This is a genomic window from Dyadobacter sp. NIV53 (assembly GCF_019711195.1).
Taxonomy (GTDB): Bacteria; Bacteroidota; Bacteroidia; order Cytophagales; family Spirosomataceae; genus Dyadobacter.
Genome location: NZ_CP081299.1, coordinates 3,164,044 through 3,187,215, shown reverse-complemented (window position 1 = coordinate 3,187,215; position 23,172 = coordinate 3,164,044). Strand labels below are relative to the sequence as shown.

The 23,172-nt window shown below is 39.8% G+C and carries 19 protein-coding genes; 15 read left to right on the top strand and 4 right to left on the bottom strand.

Going from position 1 to position 23,172, the window contains the following annotated elements:
• Nucleotide 1 precedes the first annotated feature (1 nt).
• Nucleotides 2-1,138, top strand: a complete 1,137-nt coding sequence (locus tag KZC02_RS12775; RefSeq protein ID WP_221394448.1) for a hypothetical protein — start codon at nt 2-4, stop codon at nt 1,136-1,138.
• A 111-nt stretch (nt 1,139-1,249) separates the two neighbouring features.
• On the top strand, nt 1,250-2,128 hold the full coding sequence (locus tag KZC02_RS12770) for a hypothetical protein (protein ID WP_221394447.1): 879 nt from the start codon (nt 1,250-1,252) through the stop codon (nt 2,126-2,128).
• Nucleotides 2,129-2,131: 3 nt separating this feature from the next.
• Here KZC02_RS12770 and KZC02_RS12765 read toward each other — a convergent pair whose 3' ends face one another.
• Nucleotides 2,132-2,980 carry a hydroxymethylglutaryl-CoA lyase gene (locus KZC02_RS12765; protein ID WP_221394446.1) on the bottom strand — a complete coding sequence of 283 codons (849 nt, stop codon included), beginning with the start codon at nt 2,978-2,980 and terminating at the stop codon, nt 2,132-2,134.
• Between the two features lie 132 nt (nt 2,981-3,112).
• Nucleotides 3,113-4,174, bottom strand: coding sequence for an NAD-dependent epimerase/dehydratase family protein (locus tag KZC02_RS12760; protein ID WP_221394445.1), 1,062 nt, complete (start codon nt 4,172-4,174; stop codon nt 3,113-3,115).
• A 261-nt stretch (nt 4,175-4,435) separates the two neighbouring features.
• Between KZC02_RS12760 and KZC02_RS12755 the strand changes: the two genes are divergently transcribed.
• The 6 genes from KZC02_RS12755 (at nt 4,436) to KZC02_RS12730 (ending at nt 15,297) form a co-directional block, all read left to right on the top strand.
• Nucleotides 4,436-5,197: a hypothetical protein gene (locus KZC02_RS12755; protein ID WP_221394444.1), complete on the top strand. Its 762-nt coding sequence runs from the start codon at nt 4,436-4,438 to the stop codon at nt 5,195-5,197.
• Nucleotides 5,194-7,962 carry a TonB-dependent receptor gene (locus tag KZC02_RS12750; protein WP_221394443.1) on the top strand — a complete coding sequence of 923 codons (2,769 nt, stop codon included), beginning with the start codon at nt 5,194-5,196 and terminating at the stop codon, nt 7,960-7,962. Before KZC02_RS12755 ends, KZC02_RS12750 begins: the two co-directional genes overlap by 4 nt.
• Nucleotides 7,963-7,971: 9 nt before the next feature.
• The gene (locus KZC02_RS12745) at nt 7,972-9,096 is read left to right on the top strand and encodes a DUF4249 domain-containing protein (RefSeq protein WP_221394442.1); all 1,125 of its coding nucleotides are present in this window, start codon (nt 7,972-7,974) and stop codon (nt 9,094-9,096) included.
• A gap of 86 nt (nt 9,097-9,182) precedes the next feature.
• A complete protein-coding gene (locus KZC02_RS12740) occupies nt 9,183-10,253 on the top strand; it encodes a DUF4249 domain-containing protein (protein WP_229254251.1) in 1,071 nt (356 codons plus the stop codon).
• A 28-nt stretch (nt 10,254-10,281) separates the two neighbouring features.
• Nucleotides 10,282-12,693, top strand: coding sequence for a hypothetical protein (locus tag KZC02_RS12735; RefSeq protein ID WP_221394441.1), 2,412 nt, complete (start codon nt 10,282-10,284; stop codon nt 12,691-12,693).
• A gap of 252 nt (nt 12,694-12,945) precedes the next feature.
• Nucleotides 12,946-15,297, top strand: a complete 2,352-nt coding sequence (locus tag KZC02_RS12730) for an ABC transporter permease (protein WP_221394440.1) — start codon at nt 12,946-12,948, stop codon at nt 15,295-15,297.
• 72 nt (nt 15,298-15,369) lie between these two features.
• On the opposite strand, the gene KZC02_RS12725 is transcribed toward KZC02_RS12730, so the two are convergent.
• The gene (locus KZC02_RS12725; protein ID WP_221394439.1) at nt 15,370-15,831 is read right to left on the bottom strand and encodes an Lrp/AsnC family transcriptional regulator; all 462 of its coding nucleotides are present in this window, start codon (nt 15,829-15,831) and stop codon (nt 15,370-15,372) included.
• Between the two features lie 172 nt (nt 15,832-16,003).
• On the opposite strand from KZC02_RS12725, the gene KZC02_RS12720 reads away from it, so the two are divergent.
• The gene (locus KZC02_RS12720; RefSeq protein WP_221395034.1) at nt 16,004-16,957 is read left to right on the top strand and encodes an NAD-dependent epimerase/dehydratase family protein; all 954 of its coding nucleotides are present in this window, start codon (nt 16,004-16,006) and stop codon (nt 16,955-16,957) included.
• A gap of 36 nt (nt 16,958-16,993) precedes the next feature.
• The gene (gene kbl / locus KZC02_RS12715; protein WP_221394438.1) at nt 16,994-18,184 is read left to right on the top strand and encodes a glycine C-acetyltransferase; all 1,191 of its coding nucleotides are present in this window, start codon (nt 16,994-16,996) and stop codon (nt 18,182-18,184) included.
• A gap of 160 nt (nt 18,185-18,344) precedes the next feature.
• Here kbl and KZC02_RS12710 read toward each other — a convergent pair whose 3' ends face one another.
• Complete coding sequence (locus KZC02_RS12710; protein ID WP_221394437.1) at nt 18,345-19,154, bottom strand: transglutaminase family protein; 810 nt, start codon at nt 19,152-19,154, stop codon at nt 18,345-18,347.
• Nucleotides 19,155-19,441: 287 nt separating this feature from the next.
• Here KZC02_RS12710 and KZC02_RS12705 point away from each other — a divergent pair, with 287 nt between their 5' ends.
• The 5 genes from KZC02_RS12705 (at nt 19,442) to KZC02_RS12685 (ending at nt 23,172) form a co-directional block, all read left to right on the top strand.
• Entirely contained in the window at nt 19,442-19,975 is a 534-nt protein-coding gene (locus KZC02_RS12705; RefSeq protein WP_221394436.1) for a YceI family protein, read from the top strand.
• 225 nt (nt 19,976-20,200) lie between these two features.
• A complete protein-coding gene (locus tag KZC02_RS12700) occupies nt 20,201-20,821 on the top strand; it encodes a TetR/AcrR family transcriptional regulator (RefSeq protein WP_221394435.1) in 621 nt (206 codons plus the stop codon).
• Nucleotides 20,822-20,833: 12 nt separating this feature from the next.
• Nucleotides 20,834-21,184 (top strand): DUF4260 domain-containing protein, encoded by a 351-nt coding sequence (locus KZC02_RS12695; protein ID WP_221394434.1) that lies wholly within the window; start codon nt 20,834-20,836, stop codon nt 21,182-21,184.
• A gap of 42 nt (nt 21,185-21,226) precedes the next feature.
• A complete protein-coding gene (locus KZC02_RS12690; protein WP_221394433.1) occupies nt 21,227-22,597 on the top strand; it encodes a TolC family protein in 1,371 nt (456 codons plus the stop codon).
• Nucleotides 22,594-23,172 (top strand): NAD(P)H-dependent oxidoreductase, encoded by a 579-nt coding sequence (locus KZC02_RS12685; protein WP_221394432.1) that lies wholly within the window; start codon nt 22,594-22,596, stop codon nt 23,170-23,172. The genes KZC02_RS12690 and KZC02_RS12685 overlap by 4 nt, the downstream gene beginning before the upstream one ends.

The window sequence follows — 23,172 nt, the reverse complement described above, 5'->3', positions numbered from 1 at the left end:
CATGCCGAATAATTTGAATTCAATAGCTCTCAATCAATACGCTGCACGGTTTTCAACTACCATTTTAAATGAAGTTTACCGTTCGCAAGATATAGTTACAGGTGCTGAACTGCTGAAAATCACCCCAGTACGTCAGGTTAATTTAGGGATACTTAATCGTTTATTCGAACAGTGGAAAACCAACGCCGAGTCATTCAGAAGTATATATTTTGATTTTGAAAATGAAGAAGTAAAGGAAGCCCTGGAAGCATTCATGAATATTGCTTCTCAGCACATTGCTGTAAAACGCAGTGATCTTGAACCATTATTGCTTGATTCGGTTAAAGATGCATTGAAATTATTATTTACTCCGGAAATTTATTTTGAGGAGAAAATAAGGGCAGCTTCTGAAACTGATTTCACCATTGAAAAGGCCGAGCAGCTGGTTAAATATACACACATTCACCATGCAATGGGAGATGCGCTGCTCCAAAAACTGGTAGATAGTGGCTCTGATTCAGTTTATCAGACTCAGGCTACAAGCTGGATATATGAAATCAAGAACAATGCTGGTTTGCTTGATGATAAAGAGCCGTATCTTATTCAGTTCGGAGAAATATTCCCGCTGAACCTGGATGAGCTCGTACCCAAGGAAGATACAAAAAGCGCTCATGCACATTCAGCATCCAGGCATGAATCAAAATCATTCTTTGATTCTGCATTTATAGAACAGGAAGTTACCAAGCCGGTAACAATTTCGTCCCCCGTTCCATCTGCACCTCAGCGTGCTGAATCGGGCGTGGCTGTTTTATCAGAGATTATTGCCAAAACCAATGCCCAGGAAAGAGAATCTGTTAACAGCCGGTATAAAGTAGATATTCCCAGGCCTTCAGAGGACAAATCGTACGGGACAATACCTATGAAAGTAGAAAGTATTGCCTCTTCTATTCCCTTAGGTCAGCGTTTTATGTTTGTTAATCAGCTATTTAGCAAGAATAGTGAACATTTTGACAAAGCTATTTATGAATTGGATTCAGTAAAAAGTTTTGAAGAAGCCAAAAATCTGATCTGGCACAGATATGCGTCTAAATATGCATGGGATGTAAATGGGGAAGCAGTTCTGGAACTTCTGAATATTGTAAAGAGAAAATTTAACTAAGGACTATTTATTTTAGGAGCTTTTATAAATAACGGCTTTTAGGATGAAGTAATTTGTATGATATAAAGTCTTCCGGTACATAACCGGAAGCATTTAACTGCCGCAGAGAATATGAAAGAGCAATCTGGATATTTATCTCGACAGAAAAACTTCATTCTTATTTTCCTGGTTTTTTGCCTGAGCCCTTCAAAAAGTCTTGCGCAGGGTTTTCCATTTCCTCTTGGTGCCACATCCTGGGGAATAGGAAACGCGACAGTAGCGCGCTCCGATTATTCATCCGGCATGAATAATATTGCCGGTCTTGGTGGATTGAAGGAAGCTATGCTTTTTTCAAGTTATGATTCACATTATGGTTTTGATGGTCTCAATACGTTGGGTTTTGCAGGCATATTGCCGATTAATGATGATCTGAGCACTGGATTTTCTGTTCAGCGTTTTGGTGATAATTTATACAATCAGCTTTCTTTGGGAATTGGGGCAGGACACCGGCTTGGAAGAGTAAGCCTGGGTATTAAAGTCAATTATCTTCAAAATGTAGTAAATGCTCCGACATTAGTACTCAATAGAAAAGCGGTGGTTGTTGAATTCGGTGGTATTGTTCAGCTTTCATCTGATTTTTCATTTGGGGCTCATGCCTTTAATATTACGCAATCTTCTTTCTCCGGAGATTATGGTAACAAAGTTCCTACCACTTTACGTGCCGGATTTAATTACAAGCCTCAAAAAACAATTTCTTTAAGTACAGAAATTAATAAGAATACAGATCTGCCGGTTTCAGTAAAAGCAGGTTTGGAATATCAGATTTGGAAACAATTGTATTTGAGAACGGGTTTAGCTTCACGGCCGCTTACCAATCATTTCGGGGCTGGTTTCAAAGGAGGGAAGTTTTATTTTGATTATGCAGTTCATTCGCATGCTCAGCTAGCATGGTCGCATCATTTTTCATTGGGATACGGTCTTTGGAAACGCAATATAAAGGAGGTTGACTGATGCTTAATTACCGATCAATTGAAGAAACATAGCCTTTGCTTCCTGTAATTCTTTTAAGTTCAGATTTGACAACTCCTTCTTTTCATTGCTAAAATCAATCAGTTTTTCTGTTGGCATATTTCCGACCAGGTCGTTTTGAGCCATTGGACAGCCACCATATCCAAATAAAGCGCCATCAAATCTACGGCAGCCAGCCAGGTATGCAGCCTCTGTCTTTTCTTTCCAGTTATCCGGAATTGTATGGAAATGTGCTCCAAATTCCAGGCCCGGCCATTTTGGGATAATTTCTGAAAACAAAGATTCTATGTCTTCTACTTTGGCAACACCAACAGTATCAGCCAGTGAAAAAATTTTGATTCCAAACTGACTCAGTGTTTTTATCCATTCCAATACAATTTCCGGGTTCCAGTTATCACCATATGGATTTCCAAAGCCCATGGAAATATAAATTACCAGTTCCTTCTTTGACTGTCTGCAAAGTGAAGCTATTCTTTGTACAAGCAAAATTGATTCTGCTATCGTTGCATTCGTATTGCGCAGCTGAAAAGTCTCAGAAATAGAAAACGGGTATCCCAGGTAAGTGATCTGATCAAATTGGCATGCATCTGCTGCACCACGTTCATTAGCAACAATAGCCATTAATTTTGTGGAAGAATGGCTGAGATCGAGTTTTTCAATAATCGCCGCAGTATCGCTTACCTGCGGCATTGTTTTGGCCGAAACAAAACTTCCAAAATCAATCGTGTCAAAACCTACCCGAAGCAATTTGTTCAGGTAATTGATTTTTTGTTCCGTCGGTATGAAAGGTTGATGGCCTTGCCATGCATCTCTCGGACATTCGATGATTTTCATGTGGCTAGCCCCGATTTGCAATCGGGGTTTCCATGGTTTCGCGTTTGTAACGCGCTTAACACATTTATTATTTAACGCGTTACAAACGCGAAACCATTACCGCCCCGATTGCAAATCGGAGCAGGCAATCGGCTACATCAAAATCGGAGCCAGATCTTTTTCATTTTCTGCAAGCCAGGCCGTAATTTCCTCTACAATCTGGCGAATGCCGATTTTTGGTTCCCATCCTGTCATTGCCGTAACTTTTGTATTGTCGGTCAGGTACAAACGGATATCTGCTGTACGGGTTTCAGGGACTACCTTAATTGGAATCGTTTTGCCTGTAACTTCCTGGCATATTTTGGTCAGTTCCTGTAACGAAGCACTGCTTTGTAAACCGCCGCCTGCATTTATTATTTCCCCGTTAACTTTATCCAGATTATGTAATTGCCAGTCAATCAGTCTGTACAGATCCGCAACGTGCAGCATATCGCGCATTTGTTTGCCAGTACCTCCGTAGCCGAAATAACCCAGTTGCTGTTCAAAATAATGCTTTGCAATCCACAATACCATCACACCCTGATCCACTTTGCCCATTTGCCATGGGCCTGTAATTACGCCGCAGCGATTGATAACGGTACGCAGATTATAAAATTCATTGTATTCCTGAATGATCAGTTCTGAAGCAAGCTTAGTGGTTCCATACAATGATCTTGCACCGGTTAAAGGAAAATCTTCAGCAATTCCTTTTGAAGAAACACCTGGTACCGACTGTTCATCCGATAAAGAAAACCGGGTTTCCTCTTCCACGAAATTTAAGGTTTCAATGGTTTTGATTGGATAAACGCGGCTTGTAGAAAGGAAGATAAAAGCTGCCTTATGTTTTAATGCAAAATTGAGACAGTTTACAGTGCCGAATAAATTTGTATTAATCAGATAATCAGGTGTTCCGTCCAATCCTGCCAGAACAGAAGGTTCGGCAGATGCCTCTATTACCGTATCTACTGCCGGTATATTGTCAAAATCTTCTTTGCTACGGATATCACCATGAACGAACTCTACTCCATGTTGTTTGAGTCTGCTCAAATTTAGTTCTGAACCGCGGCGTTTCAGGTTATCTAATGCGAATATTTGGTAATGCGGATAGTTTAATTTTAGTGATATAGCCAAAGCAGAACCAACAAAACCTGCTCCTCCTGTAATAAGAATTTTCATAGAAAAATATTAATGAATAAAATTTGAGTAGATGTGTGGATGAATTAAGCTTCAAAGTTAGAATCATTCAATAAGAAAGGGTAGTTATATAAATATTTTTTTGCTTTGCCGCACTGTTTAAGGAATTGTATAATCCCCAGACGCCTTAATATTTCCGAAAAATGTTAAGTAACTTACGTGTACTTGTTTGTATATTTATTACCTGTTCTTTGCAACAAACAACAATTATAATTTCGTATAGAAATAAAATACAGTGTATATATGCGTTTTTGTACCATTTTATTTTTTCTGGTAGTTCAATCCTGTTTGTCTTTTTCACAAACTGATTCCGGTTTCGTTGTAAGGGATGAGAACTTATTAGAAATAAACAAACTGCAAGTCCTGCCTGAAACAAAATTTCCGATTTCCTTATACAAGGAAGCTACTGCCCAGTCCCAGAATATTTACAACGGCCGCCTGTATTATTTATATGATGCAAGAATGGAAGAACATCAGTTTTTTGGTGACAGGAAATGGCAAAAAGGAGTCGTATTTTACGATGGACAACGTTTTGACAGCATCCCGATGATCTATGATATTGTAAAAGATGAACTGATTATCAAACATTTTTATGGTGATCATCAAATGCTGCAATCTGAAAAAGTAAATTACTTTTTAAAAGACAATCATACATTCAGAAGGTTTGAAGCGGGAAAAGATATCAATCCGCAAATGCGTACAGGCTTTTACGATATTTTGTATGAAGGCAAATCAAGAACACTGGTACGCAGGAGCAAACAGCGGCAGGAAAAAATCGTAGATAAAAAAATAATTGCATTTTTTCCGGAAAAGGATTTCTATTATATCCGCACAAACGGCTCGTATCATTCTGTCCGGACCAAAAAATCTGTCCTGAAATTATTCCCGGAACGAAAAAGAGAGCTGAGAAAAGCGCTTAGGGATGAAAGGATCAGATTCAGGCAAAACCGTGAAACTGCCATTGCCAAAATTGTAGCAACATACGATGACCTAACCAAGCCATGAAGATAACTTTACTCTTTATTATTCTGTTTTGTTCAATATTGGGTTTTCAAAATTCTTATGCACAAAATGAACCGGAAAAAAAGATCACCATGCGGCTGGATTCAGCACGTTTTTATGATTTTGTAAAACAGATAGAATCTCAGACCAATTATTATTTTTATTACGATGCTACCAGGTTCGACAGCCTGGCCCTTGACCTGAATGTAAGCAACCAGTCTATTCGTGAAGTGCTGGATCAGGTATTCAAAGGCTCAGAATTTGAGTATGCGATCGATAAACAGAACAGGATTTATATAACAGCAGGGCAAAAGATCATTACACAGCTTCAGCCGGGATTATTTAATCCTGATAGCCCAGGTGATGGTCCGGTTTCTTATGAAGGCCCTGAAAATGATGCTAAGGAAAAGCTGTTGTCTTCTGCGGAGAGCAAACTGCATGAAATTGGAATAAAAAAAACACGTATATCTCCCGGAAACTCTACACTTACCGGCTACATCCGCAATGCAATAACCGGCGAACCTGTTATTGGAGCTGCCATTTTTATAGAATCTCCTTCTATTGGTGTAACTACCGATGCTCTTGGATTATATGCACTTACAATCCCAAGAGGAAAACATCTGATCAAAGTCAAAAGTACCGGAATGCGTGAAACACAACGTCAGATCGTTCTTTACTCGGACGGAAAACTGGACGTGGAAATGCGTGAAAGTGTTATCGCCCTAAAGGAAGTTTTTGTAAAAGCAGGAATGGATAAAAATGTGGTCGGAACTCAAATGGGAACCGTCAAACTTACCATCAAGGATCTTAAACAGGTTCCGACCGTTTTTGGTGAAACTGATTTGCTTCGTACGATTATGACCTTGCCCGGAATAAAATCTGTAGGAGAAAATAGCACCGGGCTCAATGTACGCGGAGGTTCGACAGACCAGAACCTGATCCAGTTCAATGATGCGGTTATTTACAATCCTTCCCATCTTTTCGGGTTTTTCTCGGCATTCAATCCGGACGTACTGCGGGATGTCGAAATTTATAAAAGTACAATTCCTGCAAAATTCGGAGGTAGGTTATCGTCTGTGCTGGACATCAACAGCCGTGATGGCAATAAGAAAAAATATGTTGCTTCAGGTGGAATCGGGTTGGTTACAGGCCGGCTGACCGTTGAAGGGCCAATTATTAAGGATAAAACTTCTTTTCTTTTGGGCGGACGATCAACCTATTCCAACTGGGTGATCAAAGCCTTGGACAATCCTGCATACAACCAAAGTTCTGCGTCTTTTTATGATCTGAACCTGAATGTAAGTCATGAAATTAATGAAAAGAACAGCCTGCTTTTAACAGGTTATGTGAGCGATGACCGTTTCCGGTTATACGGCGATACACTTTATAGCTATCAGAACAAACTGGCTGCCCTGAAATGGAAACATACCTTCAATGAAAAATTATATGGTGTTTTCACGGCTTCCCACAGCAGGTACCAGTATGCAATGGGCGCGTCAGGGTTGCCTCTTAATTCGTTTGACCTGAAATTCAATATTAACCAGTCCAATTTTAAAGCGGATTTAAGCTACGAACTTGATCCGCGCCATACGCTTAATTTCGGGCTGAGCTCCATTTATTATAAACTAAATCCCGGAACGTTTACACCACGGGGAACACAATCCCTGATTATATCAGACAGGCTGGAAGCCGAACAAGCCACAGAAAGTGCTGTTTTTATAGAAGATAAATTTGAAGTAAATCCAAGGCTTTCTATTACTGCCGGTATCCGCTATTCCTTTTTTCAATATTTAGGCCCTAAAACAGTAAATACCTACGTTCCTGGTTTTCCGATTGATTACATTTATCAGGATAGTACCAAAGTATATGGTTCCGGTAAAAAGATCCAGAACTATGGCGGCCCCGAATATCGTGCTTCGGTTCGTTACAGCGTTTTTGATAATCTTTCACTTAAAGTCAGCTACAATACATTAAGACAATATATCCATTTGCTGACCAACACCATGACCGTTTCTCCAACGGATATCTGGAAACTAAGTGATAAATACGTTAAGCCACAGATTGGCGACCAGCTTTCGGTAGGATTATACAGGAATTTCAGAGGCAACAAAATTGAAGTTTCACTGGAAGGTTACTACAAAAACATTAAAAACTTCCTGGATTATAAAGGTGGTGATTCGCTTATCATGAACCATAATATTGAAGCAGCCGTGCTTAATACCAAAGCAAAAGCTTACGGAGTTGAGTTTCTGGTAAAGAAAGCAACCGGAAAACTGAATGGCTGGATAAGTTATACCTATTCGAGAACACTACTCAGGGCCATAGACAGGGAATCGCCTGATGCACCGAACCATGGCAATTTCTATCCAAGCAATTATGATAAGCCGCACGATTTTACGATGATCACCAACTACCGGCTTTCTCATCGTTTTAGTATCTCTGCGAATTTCACATATAGTACAGGCCGGCCTTACACGCCTCCAATCGGTAAATATTATATTGATGGGGGATACAGAGTCTATTATGCAGATAGAAATCAGTTCCGGATTCCGGATTATTACCGCGCGGACGTTGCGATGAATATTGAAGGAAATCACCGGGTAAAAAAACTGGCGCATAGTTCCTGGACTTTGGCCGTGTATAACGTTCTGGGACGAAAAAATGCTTCGTCGGTTTATTTCCAGACTATTGCCGGGCAGGTTAACGGATATCAGCTTTCCATATTTGGCCAGCCGATACCAACCATTACTTACAATTTTAGATTCTAGAAAAAAGTGATGAAATACTATTTGCTGAAAATTAGTTTTTTTGCTTTGATACTTCTCGTGGATAGCTGCATACAGCCATTTTCCCCGCCGGAAGTAAATTCGCCATATTCTTATCTGGTTGTGGATGGCTTCCTGAATGTCGGGCGGGATACGAGCAGGATTACGCTGAGAAGGACTCAGAACACAAATGATTTTACAAATCCCGTTGTGGAATCAGGCGCGAAACTTACCGTGGAAAGTGAAACAGGCGGACAGTATTTTTTTAGTGAGGAAAACAACGGGCAATATGTTTTACTTCCTGATCAGTTTAGCGACTCTGACCAATATCGCTTGCGGATCATTACTTCGGGTGGACAGGAATACCTTTCGGAATATGTAGGCGTATCCAAAACACCGCCTATCGACAGTATTGGTTATAAAGTTGATCTGGGCCGCGAAGCTGCCGTATTTTATGTAAATACACACGATCCTCAGAATAATACACGGTTTTACCGCTGGAAATTTGAAGAAACCTGGGAATACCGCGCAGCTCATTATTCAGGTCTTGAAGTAGTTAATGAAGAAGTTGTACCAAGAAGGGACAATATTAATATATGCTGGCAAAAATCGCTGTCGACCAATATTTTGCTTGGCTCTACGGTAAAACTGAGCAGTGATATTATCAAGGATCTTCCGCTAAACATAGTTGCTATATCTACAAATAAACTCTATTTCAAATACAGCATTCTTATAAAACAATACGGATTGTCCCAGCAGGCATTTGAATACTGGACTGATTTGGCCAAAACCACGCAGGGTACGGGAACATTGTTTGATCCTCAGCCATCACAAATTACTGGTAATATAAGGAGTACAACGAACTTAGACGATCTGGTTTTTGGGTATTTCAGTGCGTCTACCGAAACACAAAAACGAATTGTGATTGCGCCGGGAGTAGGAAGTTATCCACGATGTATGGACCCGGATACGATACCTATAAAATGTTCTGATCAGGTTTCTGAATGTGGTCTGAAAACTTCACAATTGCTTTTGCAAACTTATGGAAGGCGGTCTGATTCTGTATTTGTTGTTGCTCCTTCCTGTGCGGACTGCCGTTTACAGGGTGGCACTACTACCAGGCCGCCCTATATGTAATCATTAACTCACTGAATAATGTGGAATAAATTGACAGGAAAGAAAAAATATACAAAACCGTTATCACACTTTGTGCATTATCGGTTTTGGTATTTGGCTGTATACAACCATTTTCTCCACCTGAAATCAATTCACCCATTCAATTTCTGGTTGTAGATGGTTTTCTGAATATAGGCAGCGATACCAGTAAAGTTGAGCTGAGATACACACAAAATACCAATGATTTTTCATCATACATATCTGAAACCGGTGCCAGAGTATCAGTAGCAAGTGAAAACGGGGAAACGTATGATTTTACTGAAGCAGGAAACGGGGTATATTTCCTTCCTCCGGCAAATATGAGTGGAACCGTAAAATATCATCTGGTTGTTAAAACTTTGAATGGCAAGGAATATGTATCAAATGACGTAGCAGTAATTACAACACCTCCTATTGACAGCCTTGGCTATCGCTACGATGCTGGCCGTGATGCGGTGGTAATTAGTGTAAATACACACGATCCGAAGAATAATACACGGTTTTACAGATGGAAATTTGAAGAAACGTTTCAGTACCGGGCGGCTTATTACTCAACTTTGATAGTCGATGTTATAAATAAAACACTGGTTTTCAGAAAAGATGATATTAATCTGTGTTGGAAAACAAATAAGTCGACCAACATTATGCTGGGTTCTACCATCAAATTAAGCGCTGATGAAATCAGGGATCTTCCACTTAATGTCGTGCCTGTAAATACCAATAAATTTTACATTAAATACAGCATTCTGGTGAAGCAGTATGGCCTGTCACAGGAAGCATTTGAGTATTGGACTGATCTGGCAAAAACTACGCAGGGAACAGGTAGCTTGTTTGATCCGCAACCTTCACAGGTAACCGGCAACATTAAAAATACGACTGATGCAAAAGAACTGGTATTTGGGTATTTCAGTGCTTCAACAGTAGCTGCAAAAAGAATTTTCATGACTCCCGGATTGGGTAGCTATCCCAGGTGCGATCCTCCGGATACTCTGACGATAGGAGAGGCAATAAGTAGTCCCGGTGCAATGCTCATAAGTTATACCGGAGACCGGTCAGAGAAAGTTTTGAGCACTTCAACCGGTTGTGCGGATTGTCGTACACAAGGTGGAACCACGACTAAACCTCCTTTTTGGGAATAATATTATTCATGATTGATATTTGAATAAAATGAAACATAAAGCAATTATATTTTTTTCTGTTATCCTTCTGATTATTCCTGCGTTGGGATACGGGCAGGAAGATCCGATGGTGAAATCCATAAAGGAACGATTTGACCTGTATGGCAAAACGTCTTTGCAGGAAAAAATCTACCTGCACACAGACCGCTCATTATATCTGATTGGTGAAACGATGTGGTTCAAAGCGTATTATCTGGATGGCTCTGCTTATCGCTTTCTGGATATGAGCAAGGTTGCCTATCTGGAAATCCTGGATAAAGAGAATAATGCAGTAGCCCAAACCAAATTTTCGCTGCTTAGCGGAAAAGGGAATGGTTCATTGCTGATCCCGGCAGCTATTGCCAGTGGTAATTACAAAGTAAGATGTTACACCAACTGGATGAAAAATTTCAATGCGGATTACTTTTTTGAGACCAATGTTTCCATCATCAATCCTTTTGTAAAATTTGATCCCGAACCCGATGCAAATAAAGAAACGGCTTATGATGTCCAGTTCTTCCCGGAAGGCGGATATCTGGTAAAAGGTATTGAAAGTAAAATGGCATTCAGGGCAGTAGGGCAGGATGCAAAAGGAATTGATTTCAGAGGTTTGATCGTTGGCCCTGAAAATGATACGATTGCAAGATTTCGGCCTGGAAAGTTCGGAATAGGTTATTTTATGTTTAAACCCGAAAAAACAAGTGGGTATAAGGCTATTATTATAGATGTTAAAGGAAAACAAAGCTCATTTTCATTGCCCGAAGTTCAGGAAAGAGGGTATGTAATGCGTGTGACTGACTCGGCTTCTGATCAGTTAAAAGTAACGGTTTTAAGTACATTACAACAGGAAGATAAAGTGCCGGTATATATTATTACGCACACAAGGCATGCCAATCAAATTGTAGAGAAGCATCTTTTAACAAATAATCAGACTGAGTTTTTTATCAAAAAGGAACAGCTTGGAGAAGGGATTTCCCATATCACTATCCTGAACGAAAGGCTTAAACCAGTTTGTGAAAGGTTGTATTTCAAGCGTCCGGCAGAACAATTGAATATAGGTGCAAATACAGACAAAAGGGAGTACGCGGGAAGGGAAAAAGTGACGTTGGATATGACGGCAGGTACCGGAACCAATTTATCTGATCTTGCCAATATGTCGGTGTCTGTTTTCTTGTCGGACAGTATCAGGACTTTGCCGCAAAATGATATTTTCAGTTATATTTTCCTGACTTCGGATCTCAAAGGAAATGTTGAAAATCCGGCGTATTATTTTGAAAATAATACAAAAGAAACCGATCAGGATCTGGATAATTTAATGATCTCGCAGGGATGGAGGAGATTCAAATGGGAAGAAGTTTTTGACAGTACGATCCCCAAGTATCAGCATATACCGGAATATGACGGACATTTTGTTTATGGTAAAGTTCTAAAAACCAGTGACAATTCCCCGGCTTCGGGTATTGATACATATATGGCTGCACTTGATTTTCCTGCAAAACTGTATGTAAATCAAAGTGACAGAAGCGGAAATATCATGTTCGAATTGAAAAACTTTACAGGGCCAAAAGAACTGACTTTACAAACAGATATATCAAAGGATTCCATTTATAAATTCGAAATCAGCAATCCGTTTTCAAAACAATTTTCTACCAGTATTATTCCGTCATTTTTGTTTAATAAAAATCTGGAAGAGCAGTTGCTGACGCGCAGTATTAATATGCAAACCGGTAATGCATTTTTACCGCGTATATTTTCCGAACGGAAGAAGGTTTTAACAGATTCCCTTACTTTTTTTGGATTACCCGATGAAAAGTATTTTCTGGACGATTTTACCAGGTTCCCGACGATGGAGGAGGTTTTGCGAGAATACGTAAAAGGAGTTATGGTAAGAAAGAGACAGAAAAAATTTCATTTCCGAATGATAGATAAACTGGTTCCAAGCACTTTTTACGTAACTGATCCGCTGGTTTTACTGGATGGTATTCCAATATTCAATAATGACAAATTCATGGAAATTGATCCGTTGAAAATCAAAAAGATTGAACTAATGAGTTCACGTTTCTTTTTGGGTTCTATGTCTTTTACCGGAATCACCAGTTTCTCGACGTATAAAAATGACCTGGCTGGTTTTGAACTGGATCCGAAAGTATTGGTTTTGCCGTATGAAGGCGTGCAGGCGCAAAGAGAATTTTATGCACCCAAATATGACAACCAGATCAATATGTCAACACGTGTTCCTGATTTCAGAAACCTGCTGCATTGGGCTCCGGATGTAACAACGGACACAAACGGCAAGGCACAGATACAATTTTATACCTCTGACCAGGTGGGCAATTATAAAGTGGTTATTCAGGGAATTACAAATAAAGGCGTTGCAGGAAGTAAGGTGATTAGTTTTAATGTTGGGAAGAGGAATTTTTGAAATTGGTTGACAGGCTTTCGGTCTAAGCCTTGGAAAGTCTGGTTTCAAATACTTTTTATTTTCTCCGCCGTCCGTTTACGTTCATCCATGTTCAGAAGCGGACATTTTTTATAAACTTCACTCAAATTAACTAATTGATTTAAAGCCAATTAAAAAGTTATTTTTCATTGGTACATCAATTTTAAAGAAAAATCCAGCTCTAATTGGAGTACAGCTACGATTTGAATTTTCTTATGTTAAAATGATGTGATCATGCTCAAAAACTATTTTAAAATCGCGATCCGCAGTTTGTTGAAAAATAAGCTTTTCTCGTTTATCAATATTTTTGGGCTTGCTTTGGGCATGTCGTGTAGTCTTCTGATATGGCTTTGGGTAAAAGATGAAATTTCTTATAACAGCTTTTACCCTGATCTTGAACAAATCTATCTCGTTCGTTCCGGGGCCGACTGGAAAGGCGAAAAAAGTGTTGGAGAAGCTACGCCGGGACCATGGTCGGAGTCCATTCAAAAGGAAGTTCCGGAAGTTGCGGCGATAACCAAAATTACCTGGAATAGTGATTTCCTTGTCCAGGTCGGAGAAAAATCAACGAAAGAAAATGGAATATATGCCACTCAGGACTTCTTTAAAGTATTTCAAACCCCATTTGTAGCAGGAAATGCCAGCTCAGCCATCAGTCAGCCAACATCCATAGCCATCTCCCGTAAACTCGCTGAGAAGTACTTTGGTACATCAAATGCCGTTGGCAAAACACTCAAACTAAATAATGCAAGTGATTTTACAGTAAGTTCCGTTTTTGAGAATATACCTCAAAACGCATCCGTTCAGCTGGACTGGGTTGTTAACTTCAAAGTGCAGGAACAGGACTGGATGAAAACCTGGGGAAATTTCAGTTTCAGAACCTTTGTCAGGCTCACACCGCAGGCGGATCCCTTGCATGCGGAAATGGTTATTAAGCAGGTAATTAAGAAGAATACCCCGCCTCAGTTTGTAAGTTTTCCCATTCTTCAGGGATTAAGAGATGTTTACCTGCACGGGGAATATGAAAATCTGAAACCTTCCGGCGGACGCATTGAATATGTACGTGTATTTTCCATAGTAGCTATATTTATTCTGCTGATCGCTTGTGTTAATTTTATGAATTTGTCTACTGCACGTTCCGTCAAAAGAGCGAAAGAGGTAGGTGTGAGAAAAGTAGTAGGTGCGGAAAGGAAATTTTTGATCATGCAATTTTTGGGTGAATCTCTGATTGTAAGCATACTGGCGGCTTCATTGGCCATTATACTTGTTATTGGTTTATTACCTGCATTCAACGAAGTCGTACAAAAACTGATCACCCTTACCGCATTTGATCCGTCTCTGTGGTTTTCTGTCATTGCTTTAATACTCATTACTGGAATGGTTGCGGGCAGTTACCCGGCTTTGTATCTGTCTTCCTTGCAGCCTATCAGAATTTTGAAAGGAAGATTAACTTTTACGAACAAAGGTGCATTTCTGAGAAAAGGCCTTGTGGTTTTTCAGTTCGGATTATCAATTTTTCTGATTATTGGCATGCTCGTGATTGCCCGCCAAATGAATTACATTCAGACAAAACGTCTTGGTCTGGATAAGGAAAACGTTCTGTATATTTCTCTTGAAGGCGATTTGTATAACAAGCTGGAAGTTTTTCGTCGGGAAATACTGAATTCACAGTACATTTCTGCTGCTACAACAACAGGTTCCATGCCAACCAATATTCAGGGCAATTCGGGTGATCTGGACTGGGATGGCCGGGATAAAGATCTGGTCAATACGGTCAATGCTACTTTTGTGGGTTATGATTTTGCCAAAACCATGCATATTCAAATGCTGGACGGTCGGGATTTCTCACAGGAATTTGCAGCTGATACTGCCAATTATATCATTAACGAGGCTGCTGCAAAAATGATGAAAATGAAAGACCCGGTGGGAAAACAGGTGAAATTCTGGATGGGAAAAGGAACGATTGTCGGCGTAATGAAAGATTTCCACCTCAGTTCATTTCATACAGCAATCCAGCCGCTAATCCTGGTCAATTATAAAGGCCTGAACACTTCATATATGATGATCAGGACAAAGCCTGGAAAAACACAGGAAGCGGTATCACACATTGAGAAAACAGCGCGTGAGTTCAATCCGAATTATCCTTTTTCCTATCATTTTATGGATGAAGATTATGAGAAGATGTATCGTTCAGAAATGATCGTTAATACATTGATCAGGTATTTTGGAATTCTGGCTATTGTTATTTCCTGTCTGGGGTTATTGGGCCTGGCTGCATTTACTGCTGAACAGCGGACCAAAGAAATCGGAATCAGAAAAGTGCTGGGTGCTAATGTAGCCGGTGTTATCGCATTACTCTCAAAAGATTTTGTGAAACTGATTTTTGTATCCATCATTCTAGCCTCTCCATTAGCCTGGTATGCAATGAATACCTGGCTGAAAAACTTTGTTTATCATATTGATCTCTCATGGGAGATCTTTATAATTGCGGCTCTTATCTCAATGAGTGTAGCACTTTTTACGGTGAGTTTCCAAAGTATCAAAGCTGCTCTGATGGATCCTGTAAAATCATTGAAATTTGAATAGAACTGAACGATCAGGCCTCCCGGGTTTTTAAAATGGGGACGGCCAGTCTGGGAAAGCCTGATCTAAACAGATTTAGATATAAAACTCCGAAGTATGCTTGATCTCTTTCAGCACAAACGTACTGTTCAACACACCAATATTATCAATCTTTGATAATTTGTACTTCACAAAATCATGGTATTCGTCCAGGCTGCCTACATTGATTTTTAGCAAAAAATCCACTTGTCCGGCCATATGGTAACATTCCTGTACTTCTTCCAGGTTTTGGATTTCCTGTTCAAATTTTTCAATAAAGGCCTCATTATGATAACGCATAGAAACCTGGCAAATACTTGTTACTGAGCGGTTAATAAGCTTTTTGTCCAGAATTGCTACGTATTGTTTTATAAATCCTAAACTTTCCAGTCTCCGTATCCTTTCATAGATCGGTGAGATCGTCAGGTTCAGCATTGTGCCTATTTCTTTTGTAGTCTTCTTGGCATCTTTTTGTAAAATGCGTAATATTTTGGTATCAATTTTGTCCAGTTGTTCCATGGCACAATAATATTTCCTGTCAATAAATATGAATTAATGTTTAAAAAGTAAAATTATCTTTAATATTTATATAGTCTGGTAATATTAGCTGTAAAAATGGCTTTATATTGAAAATAATATCTTAAAAGGTAAAATTGCGAGTGATTTGTGCTTTTAAAGAATGTTTGTCATGATGAAATCAGAACGTATTTTAGTAATTGGAGCGAATGGGCAGATTGGATCTGTTCTCGTGGAATATTTACGCGGGATTTATGGAGAAAACAGAGTGATTGCGTCTGATCTGAATATGCCCGATACAAAACCGGATTACTTTGAAAAACTGGATGCTACTGATGCAGCTGCCTTATCTGCCATAGTTGCCAAACATAAAATCACGCAGGTCTATCATCTGGCTGCCATTCTCTCTGCAAAAGGGGAAGAGAACCCGTTACAAACCTGGTATATTAATATGCAAACGTATTTTAATGTATTGGAAGCAGCCAGGATAAATGGTGTTCACAAGATATTTTACCCCAGTTCTATTGCCGTTTTTGGTGATCATACAGACGATACAGCTGAACAATATTCTTATCTGGACCCAACTACGGTTTATGGGATCAGTAAAGCGGCAGGGGAAAACTGGTCAAATTATTACTTCCAAAAATACGGAATGGATATTCGTTCGCTGCGTTATCCGGGAATTATAAGTCATCAGTCGATGCCCGGCGGCGGAACGACAGATTATGCCGTAGATATTTATCACAAAGCAGTTAATGGAGAACAGTTTGAGTGTTTTCTGAAAGAAGATACAAAACTCCCGATGATATACATGAGCGATGCCATGGATGCTACGGTAAGGTTAATGGAAGCAGCAAAGGACCAGATCAATATCCGTACGAGCTATAATCTGGCAGGAATGAGTTTTTCTCCGAAAGAAATTGCAGAAAGCATCAGAAAAATTATTCCTGATTTTAAGATCAGTTACAAGCCTGACTACCGCCAGGACATTGCTGATTCATGGCCACAGCAAATTGATGATGCACCTGCACGGAAAGACTGGGGATGGAGGCCGGCTTACACATTGGATAAAATGACGGAAGAAATGATTACAGAACTTCGTAAAAAGTATCATTTGGTCAAAATTTAATTTTAGAAAAAAATCAGGATTATAAAAATACAAGCCATGTACGGAAATATTCAGCAGGAATTGCAACAGGAACTGGACGCGATTAAAGCAGCCGGTTTATATAAAAAAGAACGCATTATAGTAACACCTCAGGCTGCCCGGATCGCTACGGACAACGGTAAAGAAGTACTGAACTTTTGTGCCAATAATTATCTTGGGCTTTCTTCTCACCCTGATGTGATCAAAGCGGGTATTGAAGCCATTCAAACCCACGGATTTGGTATGTCGTCTGTTCGCTTTATCTGCGGGACACAGGATATTCATAAGGAACTGGAACGGAAAACGGCTGAATTCCTGGGCACGGAAGACTGCATTTTATACGCAGCTGCATTCGATGCCAACGGAGGTTTGTTCGAGCCGCTGCTTGGAGAAAACGATGCCATTATTTCCGACGAGCTAAACCATGCTTCCCTCATTGACGGAATTCGTTTGTGTAAGGCAAAACGATTCCGTTACAAGCACAATGATATGAATGACCTGGAAGACCAATTGAAAGCGGCGCAGGGAAGCCGGCGGATACTGGTTGTGACCGATGGCGTTTTTTCAATGGACGGAACGATTGCAAGGTTGGATACGATATGTGACCTGTCTGAAAAATACGGTTCTATGGTTATGATTGATGAATGTCATGCTTCCGGATTTATAGGAAAAACAGGGCGTGGTACACATGAACTCAGGAATGTAATGGGTCGGATTGATATTATTACCGGAACCTACGGAAAAGCACTTGGTGGAGCATCCGGCGGTTTTACGGCAGCAAAAAAAGAGATAGTAGAGATTCTGCGCCAGCGTTCACGGCCTTATTTATTTTCCAATACATTGGCCCCGTCCATTGTAGGGGCTTCTATTAAAGTGTTGGAACTGCTTTCTGCTTCTACTGCTCTTCGTGATAAGCTGGAAACAAATACGGCTTATTTTCGAAAAGTGATGACGGAAGCGGGATTCGATATATTGCCAGGCGAACACCCTATTGTTCCCATTATGTTATACGAAGCAAAATTAGCGCAGGAGTTTGCGGCCAAATTGCTGGACGAAGGAATCTATGTAATCGGGTTTTTCTATCCGGTAGTACCACAGGGAAAAGCAAGGATCCGGGTACAAATTTCAGCTGGACATAGCCAGGAAAATCTTGAAAAAGCGGTAGAAGCTTTCACAAAAATTGGTAAACAACTGGGAGTAATAAAATAAGTTCAGAGTTCAGAAATAAGTTCAGAGTTTAGAGTTTAGAAATAAGTTAACTCTAAACTCTGAACTTTTAATTATGAACTCTAAACTCTGAACGCTAAACTTTGAACTCTGAATGCTGAACTTTGAACTCTGAACTCTGAACTCCAAACTCCAAATACCCTTACTGTTCCACGGGCTCCGGTTCCAGAAGCTCTACTTCCACATGCAGGGATTGTAACGTAGCATTTCCGTATTGTGTGATCATTGCTACGTCGGCAGCGTCGCGGCCATGAGCGATTTCAATGCGGTAACCTTCCGTTTTTTCCTGAACAGAGTCAAAAGTATACCACGCTCCGCCGATGTAAACATCGAACCAGGCATGCAGGTCCATGTCTTTTAATTTATCAAGATATCCAACTGTCATACGTGTTGGAATACAAAGGTTTCTGCAAAGTGCAATTGCCAGGTGTGTAAAATCACGGCAAACGCCTATACGGTTTCTCGCCAGATCCAAAGCAGTTGTACTTGAATCCGTTACGCCATACTGATAAGTAACATTTTTGTGTATCCAGGTCCTGATCGCTTCTACCTGATCGTAGCCCGGAGTAAAATTTCCGGCAATTTGCATCGCCAGCATATTTATTTCATATAAGTCCGATTCGCAATATCTGCTGGGAAGAATGTAGTGCATCACTTCGTCAGGCAAATCACCTACCAGTACATAAGCTGGCGAAGGACTTGGTATGGGTTTGGTTTTATTGACCTGTGCCTGAACTTCGGTCGTAATGGTTACTTTGCCAACCGGTAAAGTTGTACGCTGACAAGGGTTGCCGTAAATATCTGTGTATTCAGAAAATGCAACTGGGGGTTCAATATCAAAGCCTTCTTCTATAATGGATTGGCCTTCCTGGCGTCGCGGACGCAGCATTGTGGTTATAGTAGTGGGAGCATATACGTCGTACGTAAATACACTTCTTCCCTTCATCTTCATGTATTCGTCGATTTAGTAAAGTTTTAGTAAATATAACAATCCTGGTGTGGGTAAAACTTCATGCCACTCTTTTTATTATTTGGATTTTTTCCTGTTACATAAATATTTTTCAAAGTTTCTTTTTCCAGATCAATTTAATATATCTATTGTTCTAAATGATTACGTTATCATTACTCAGGTGTGATATATTTCTGTCCATAATTTTCCATTATGTGATATTATCAGGACAGAATTTTGACTTAGTTCTTAAAATTTAATAGTTTTCTGATTCAATAATTAATTTTCCCATGGCAATTACAAAATGGGTTGTAGACCCGGCACATTCCGAAGTTCAGTTCAAGATCAAACATTTAGTGATCTCTACAATTACGGGCTCATTTAAGAACTTTGAAGGCGGTGCTACATCAGACCTGAATAACTTTGAAAGCGCAGAAATTCACTTTTCTCTGGACGTAAGCAGTATTGATACCAACGTAGGAATGAGGGATGAACACTTAAAATCAGCGGATTTTTTTGATGCAGACCAGTTTCCGCATATTACATTTCAATCCAACTATTTTCATAAAGTAAAGGGAGACAATTACAAACTTTCAGGTTTGCTCACATTAAAAGGTATTACCAAACCTATTGAGTTAGATGCCGAATATGGTGGAACCGAAAGAGATGCACAAGGAAATATAAGAATTGGGTTTGAAGTAGAAGGAAGGCTAAGCAGGCAGGAATTCGGGCTCAATTACATGCAACTTACGGATTCCGGCGGTATGCTTATTGGTGAAGATGTAAAATTGATCGCTAATATCCAGCTGGTAAGGCACGATTGAGGATAATTATTAATTGTTAAGGATTAATTTTGAAAGTTATAACCGTCCGGCTACCGGCGGTTATAACTTTTTTTTCAATTAGTGAAACAGCTGTATTATGAGTTGACATCAATGTAATTTCTTTACCATTGAAATAAAATTTTCACCATTCGTATAAATTTAACTAAACAGTTTGTTTTTACTAAACACTGTTTAGTATATTTGCATGGTAGATCAGCGTATATTATGGGAATTACAGAAAGGAAGGAAAGAGAGCGTGAGGAGATGCGTGAATTAATATTAAGAGGAGCGCAGAAATTATTCCTGGAAAATGGCTACGAAAAAACGAGTATCAGAGGCATAGCAGATGCAATTGAGTACAGTCCTGCTACGATTTATCTTTATTATAAGGACAAAAACGAACTGTTGCTGGGATTGCATATTCTTGCGTTTCAAAAAATGATGCAGGAATTCACAGTGGTTGCAGACATAGCCGAACCGTTTGAAAAACTGGTTGCTTTGGGACGTCAATACATAAAATTTGCGATTGAAAATCCGGAATTGTATGACCTGATGTTCATTATGCAGGCGCCTATGGAAGCGCTGGCCTGCAAAGATGAAATGTGGGAAGACGGAATGAAATCATTTGATTATTTGCGACTGATCATTCAGGAGTGTATGGAGGCAGGTATTTTCAAAAGTGATCGCGAAGTTGAAACGGTATGTCTAACTATATGGAGTTTTATGCATGGGCTTATTACAATTTATCTGAAAAAGCGTATGGACATGTTTGGAGATAACCGTGAAATGGAGCGGATTCAGGAATCGTTCAAGTTGTTTGTTGAAATGATTAAGACAACCATTTAACAATTTTTAGTGATGAAAACACTTTTGAAACTGGAAGATTTAGCTCAGTTTTTACTTGCCATATTTCTTTTTACACGTCTTGATTTTGCCTGGTGGTGGTTTCCAGCGCTCATACTTCTACCCGATCTTAGTATGGTTGGTTATGTTGTCAATACTAAGACCGGGGCTATTATGTATAATTTTATCCATCATAAAGGAACAGGAATTCTGGTTGGCGTTATTGGTTTAATATCTGGTAACCAGGCTATTTTGTTAGCTGGAATTATCTTATTCGGGCATTCAGCTATGGACAGGATTTTCGGCTACGGGTTGAAATACAATGATGATTTCAAACATACACATTTAGGCCAAATTGGAAAATAAAAAAATTTGCCATCATACTAAACACTGTTAATTAAATATGTCATGATTAATAGAATTCTACGTCTTTCCTTTTTGATACTTTTTTCTTTACAGGTTTTTGCGCAAAAATCTGATATTCTGGAAAGTTATATTGAAGAGGGTTTGCAGGACAACCTGTCGCTGAAACAGGAATCATTGGAAATAAAAAAGTCAATGGAAGCGATCAATCAGGCGAAAGCGCTCTTTTATCCCCGTCTGACTTTCGCCCCTACATATTCCTATGCAGCTGGTGGACGGCGCCTTAACTTTCCGGTTGGAGACCTTTTGAACCCAGCCTATAAATCCCTGAACGAGTTAACGGGCAAAAACCAGTTTCCTACCAACATTGAAAATGTTGATGTGCTTTTGGCACCAACCAACTTCCATGATACGAAAGTGAGCGTGCAGTATTCAATTTATAATCCTGAAATAAAATATAACTATCTGATCCAGAAAAGCCTGATGTCGGCTCAGGAAGCAAAAAAACGGGTGGTTGAAAATGAATTACGCTATAATATTGAAACGGCATATTACCAATATCTACAATCCCTGGAGGCGGCGAAAATCTTCACCAACAGCCAAAATGTACTGAATGAGCTCGTAAAGCTGAACAGGAAACTGGTAGCCAACAATACATCGACAAAAGACGTGGTTTTTTCGTCGGAATATGAAGTGAGTAAGATTTTGCAGCAGAAAGCAGAAGCAGATAAAAATATACAGATAGCCAAAGCTTATTTTAACTTTTTGCTGAATAAGGATCTGACAAATGAAATTACTGTCGATTCCATTTTTATAAATTTAAAACCATTTGATTACGATGGACTGGCGAACTTAACAAGTCTGACCGGACAGGCAGTTGCAAACCGGCAGGAATTAAAACAGCTCGATTTGTCTATTGAAGCATCCCGGCAGGCAATACAGCTGCATCAGAAAGCAGCGTCGCGGCCATCAGTTTTTGTGGGTGGAAATGTCGGATTTCAGGGATATGGCTACAAGTTTAAAGATCAGGATTATGTAGCCGGCCAAGTTGGAATGTCCTGGGATATTTTTAAAGGGTATGAACGTAAATCTAAAATCCAGCAGGCAAAAATTCAGACTGAGTTGTTGACAACCAAACAAACTGAGGTTGAAAAACAAATTGAATTACAAACTACACAGGCATATTACGATCTGGTTTCTTCCCGTGAGACACAGAAAGCATCTCAGGACGGGTTGAATAATGCGTCCCAGTATTTTAAAGTAATTGATAGCCGTTACCGCAATGGAAATGTGCTTTTAATTGAATATGTAAAAGCGCAAAATGATGTACTGACTGCACAGTTACAGCAATCAATTACAAAGTATGATGTGCTGATCAAGCAATCCATGCTTAATAAAATCACAGCTGAGCCATGAAAAAGGTTTTAATCATCAACGGAAATCCGGATCCGGAAAGTTTTGGCGCCACACTTGCAGCAGCGTATAGGCTTGGTGCGTTAGCATCTGGTGCGGAGGTTCAGGAAATAATACTTGCGAAACTGGAATTTAATCCAAATCTGGAATTTGGCTATCGTAAGCGTGTTGAGCTTGAACCGGATCTATTGGATGCACGGGCAAAAATTACGTGGGCAGAACACATTGTATGGGTTTATCCGGTGTGGTGGGGGAGCTTGCCTGCTTTGCTCAAAGGCTTTATTGACCGTGTTTTCTTGCCGGGATTTGCATTTGAAAGACGTGAAAATTCAGTTTGGTGGGATAAATTATTGATTGGAAAGAGTGCGCATATTATCAGTACGCTGGATCAGCCGGTTTGGTATTACTGGCTGATAAACGGCCGGCCTACTTATCATGCAATGAAAAAGATGACACTGGAGTTTTGTGGGATTAAGCCGGTCCGGACAACAACTTTCGGCCCAATCCGAAATTCTACTGAGGAGTTCAGGCGAAAATGTATTATGAAAATTAATGAGTCAGGTATTCAATTGAAATAA

Coding starts and splice junctions, on each gene's coding strand:
- KZC02_RS12730 (WP_221394440.1), top strand. CDS start 12,946: ATGCTCAAAAACTATTTTAAAATCGCGATCCGCAGTTTGTTGAAAAAT.
- KZC02_RS12750 (WP_221394443.1), top strand. CDS start 5,194: ATGAAGATAACTTTACTCTTTATTATTCTGTTTTGTTCAATATTGGGT.
- KZC02_RS12710 (WP_221394437.1), bottom strand. CDS start 19,154: ATGAAGATGAAGGGAAGAAGTGTATTTACGTACGACGTATATGCTCCC.
- kbl (WP_221394438.1), top strand. CDS start 16,994: ATGTACGGAAATATTCAGCAGGAATTGCAACAGGAACTGGACGCGATT.
- KZC02_RS12705 (WP_221394436.1), top strand. CDS start 19,442: ATGGCAATTACAAAATGGGTTGTAGACCCGGCACATTCCGAAGTTCAG.
- KZC02_RS12770 (WP_221394447.1), top strand. CDS start 1,250: ATGAAAGAGCAATCTGGATATTTATCTCGACAGAAAAACTTCATTCTT.
- KZC02_RS12775 (WP_221394448.1), top strand. CDS start 2: ATGCCGAATAATTTGAATTCAATAGCTCTCAATCAATACGCTGCACGG.
- KZC02_RS12695 (WP_221394434.1), top strand. CDS start 20,834: ATGAAAACACTTTTGAAACTGGAAGATTTAGCTCAGTTTTTACTTGCC.
- KZC02_RS12745 (WP_221394442.1), top strand. CDS start 7,972: ATGAAATACTATTTGCTGAAAATTAGTTTTTTTGCTTTGATACTTCTC.
- KZC02_RS12735 (WP_221394441.1), top strand. CDS start 10,282: ATGAAACATAAAGCAATTATATTTTTTTCTGTTATCCTTCTGATTATT.
- KZC02_RS12720 (WP_221395034.1), top strand. CDS start 16,004: ATGAAATCAGAACGTATTTTAGTAATTGGAGCGAATGGGCAGATTGGA.
- KZC02_RS12765 (WP_221394446.1), bottom strand. CDS start 2,980: ATGAAAATCATCGAATGTCCGAGAGATGCATGGCAAGGCCATCAACCT.
- KZC02_RS12700 (WP_221394435.1), top strand. CDS start 20,201: ATGGGAATTACAGAAAGGAAGGAAAGAGAGCGTGAGGAGATGCGTGAA.
- KZC02_RS12685 (WP_221394432.1), top strand. CDS start 22,594: ATGAAAAAGGTTTTAATCATCAACGGAAATCCGGATCCGGAAAGTTTT.
- KZC02_RS12755 (WP_221394444.1), top strand. CDS start 4,436: ATGCGTTTTTGTACCATTTTATTTTTTCTGGTAGTTCAATCCTGTTTG.
- KZC02_RS12760 (WP_221394445.1), bottom strand. CDS start 4,174: ATGAAAATTCTTATTACAGGAGGAGCAGGTTTTGTTGGTTCTGCTTTG.
- KZC02_RS12725 (WP_221394439.1), bottom strand. CDS start 15,831: ATGGAACAACTGGACAAAATTGATACCAAAATATTACGCATTTTACAA.
- KZC02_RS12690 (WP_221394433.1), top strand. CDS start 21,227: ATGATTAATAGAATTCTACGTCTTTCCTTTTTGATACTTTTTTCTTTA.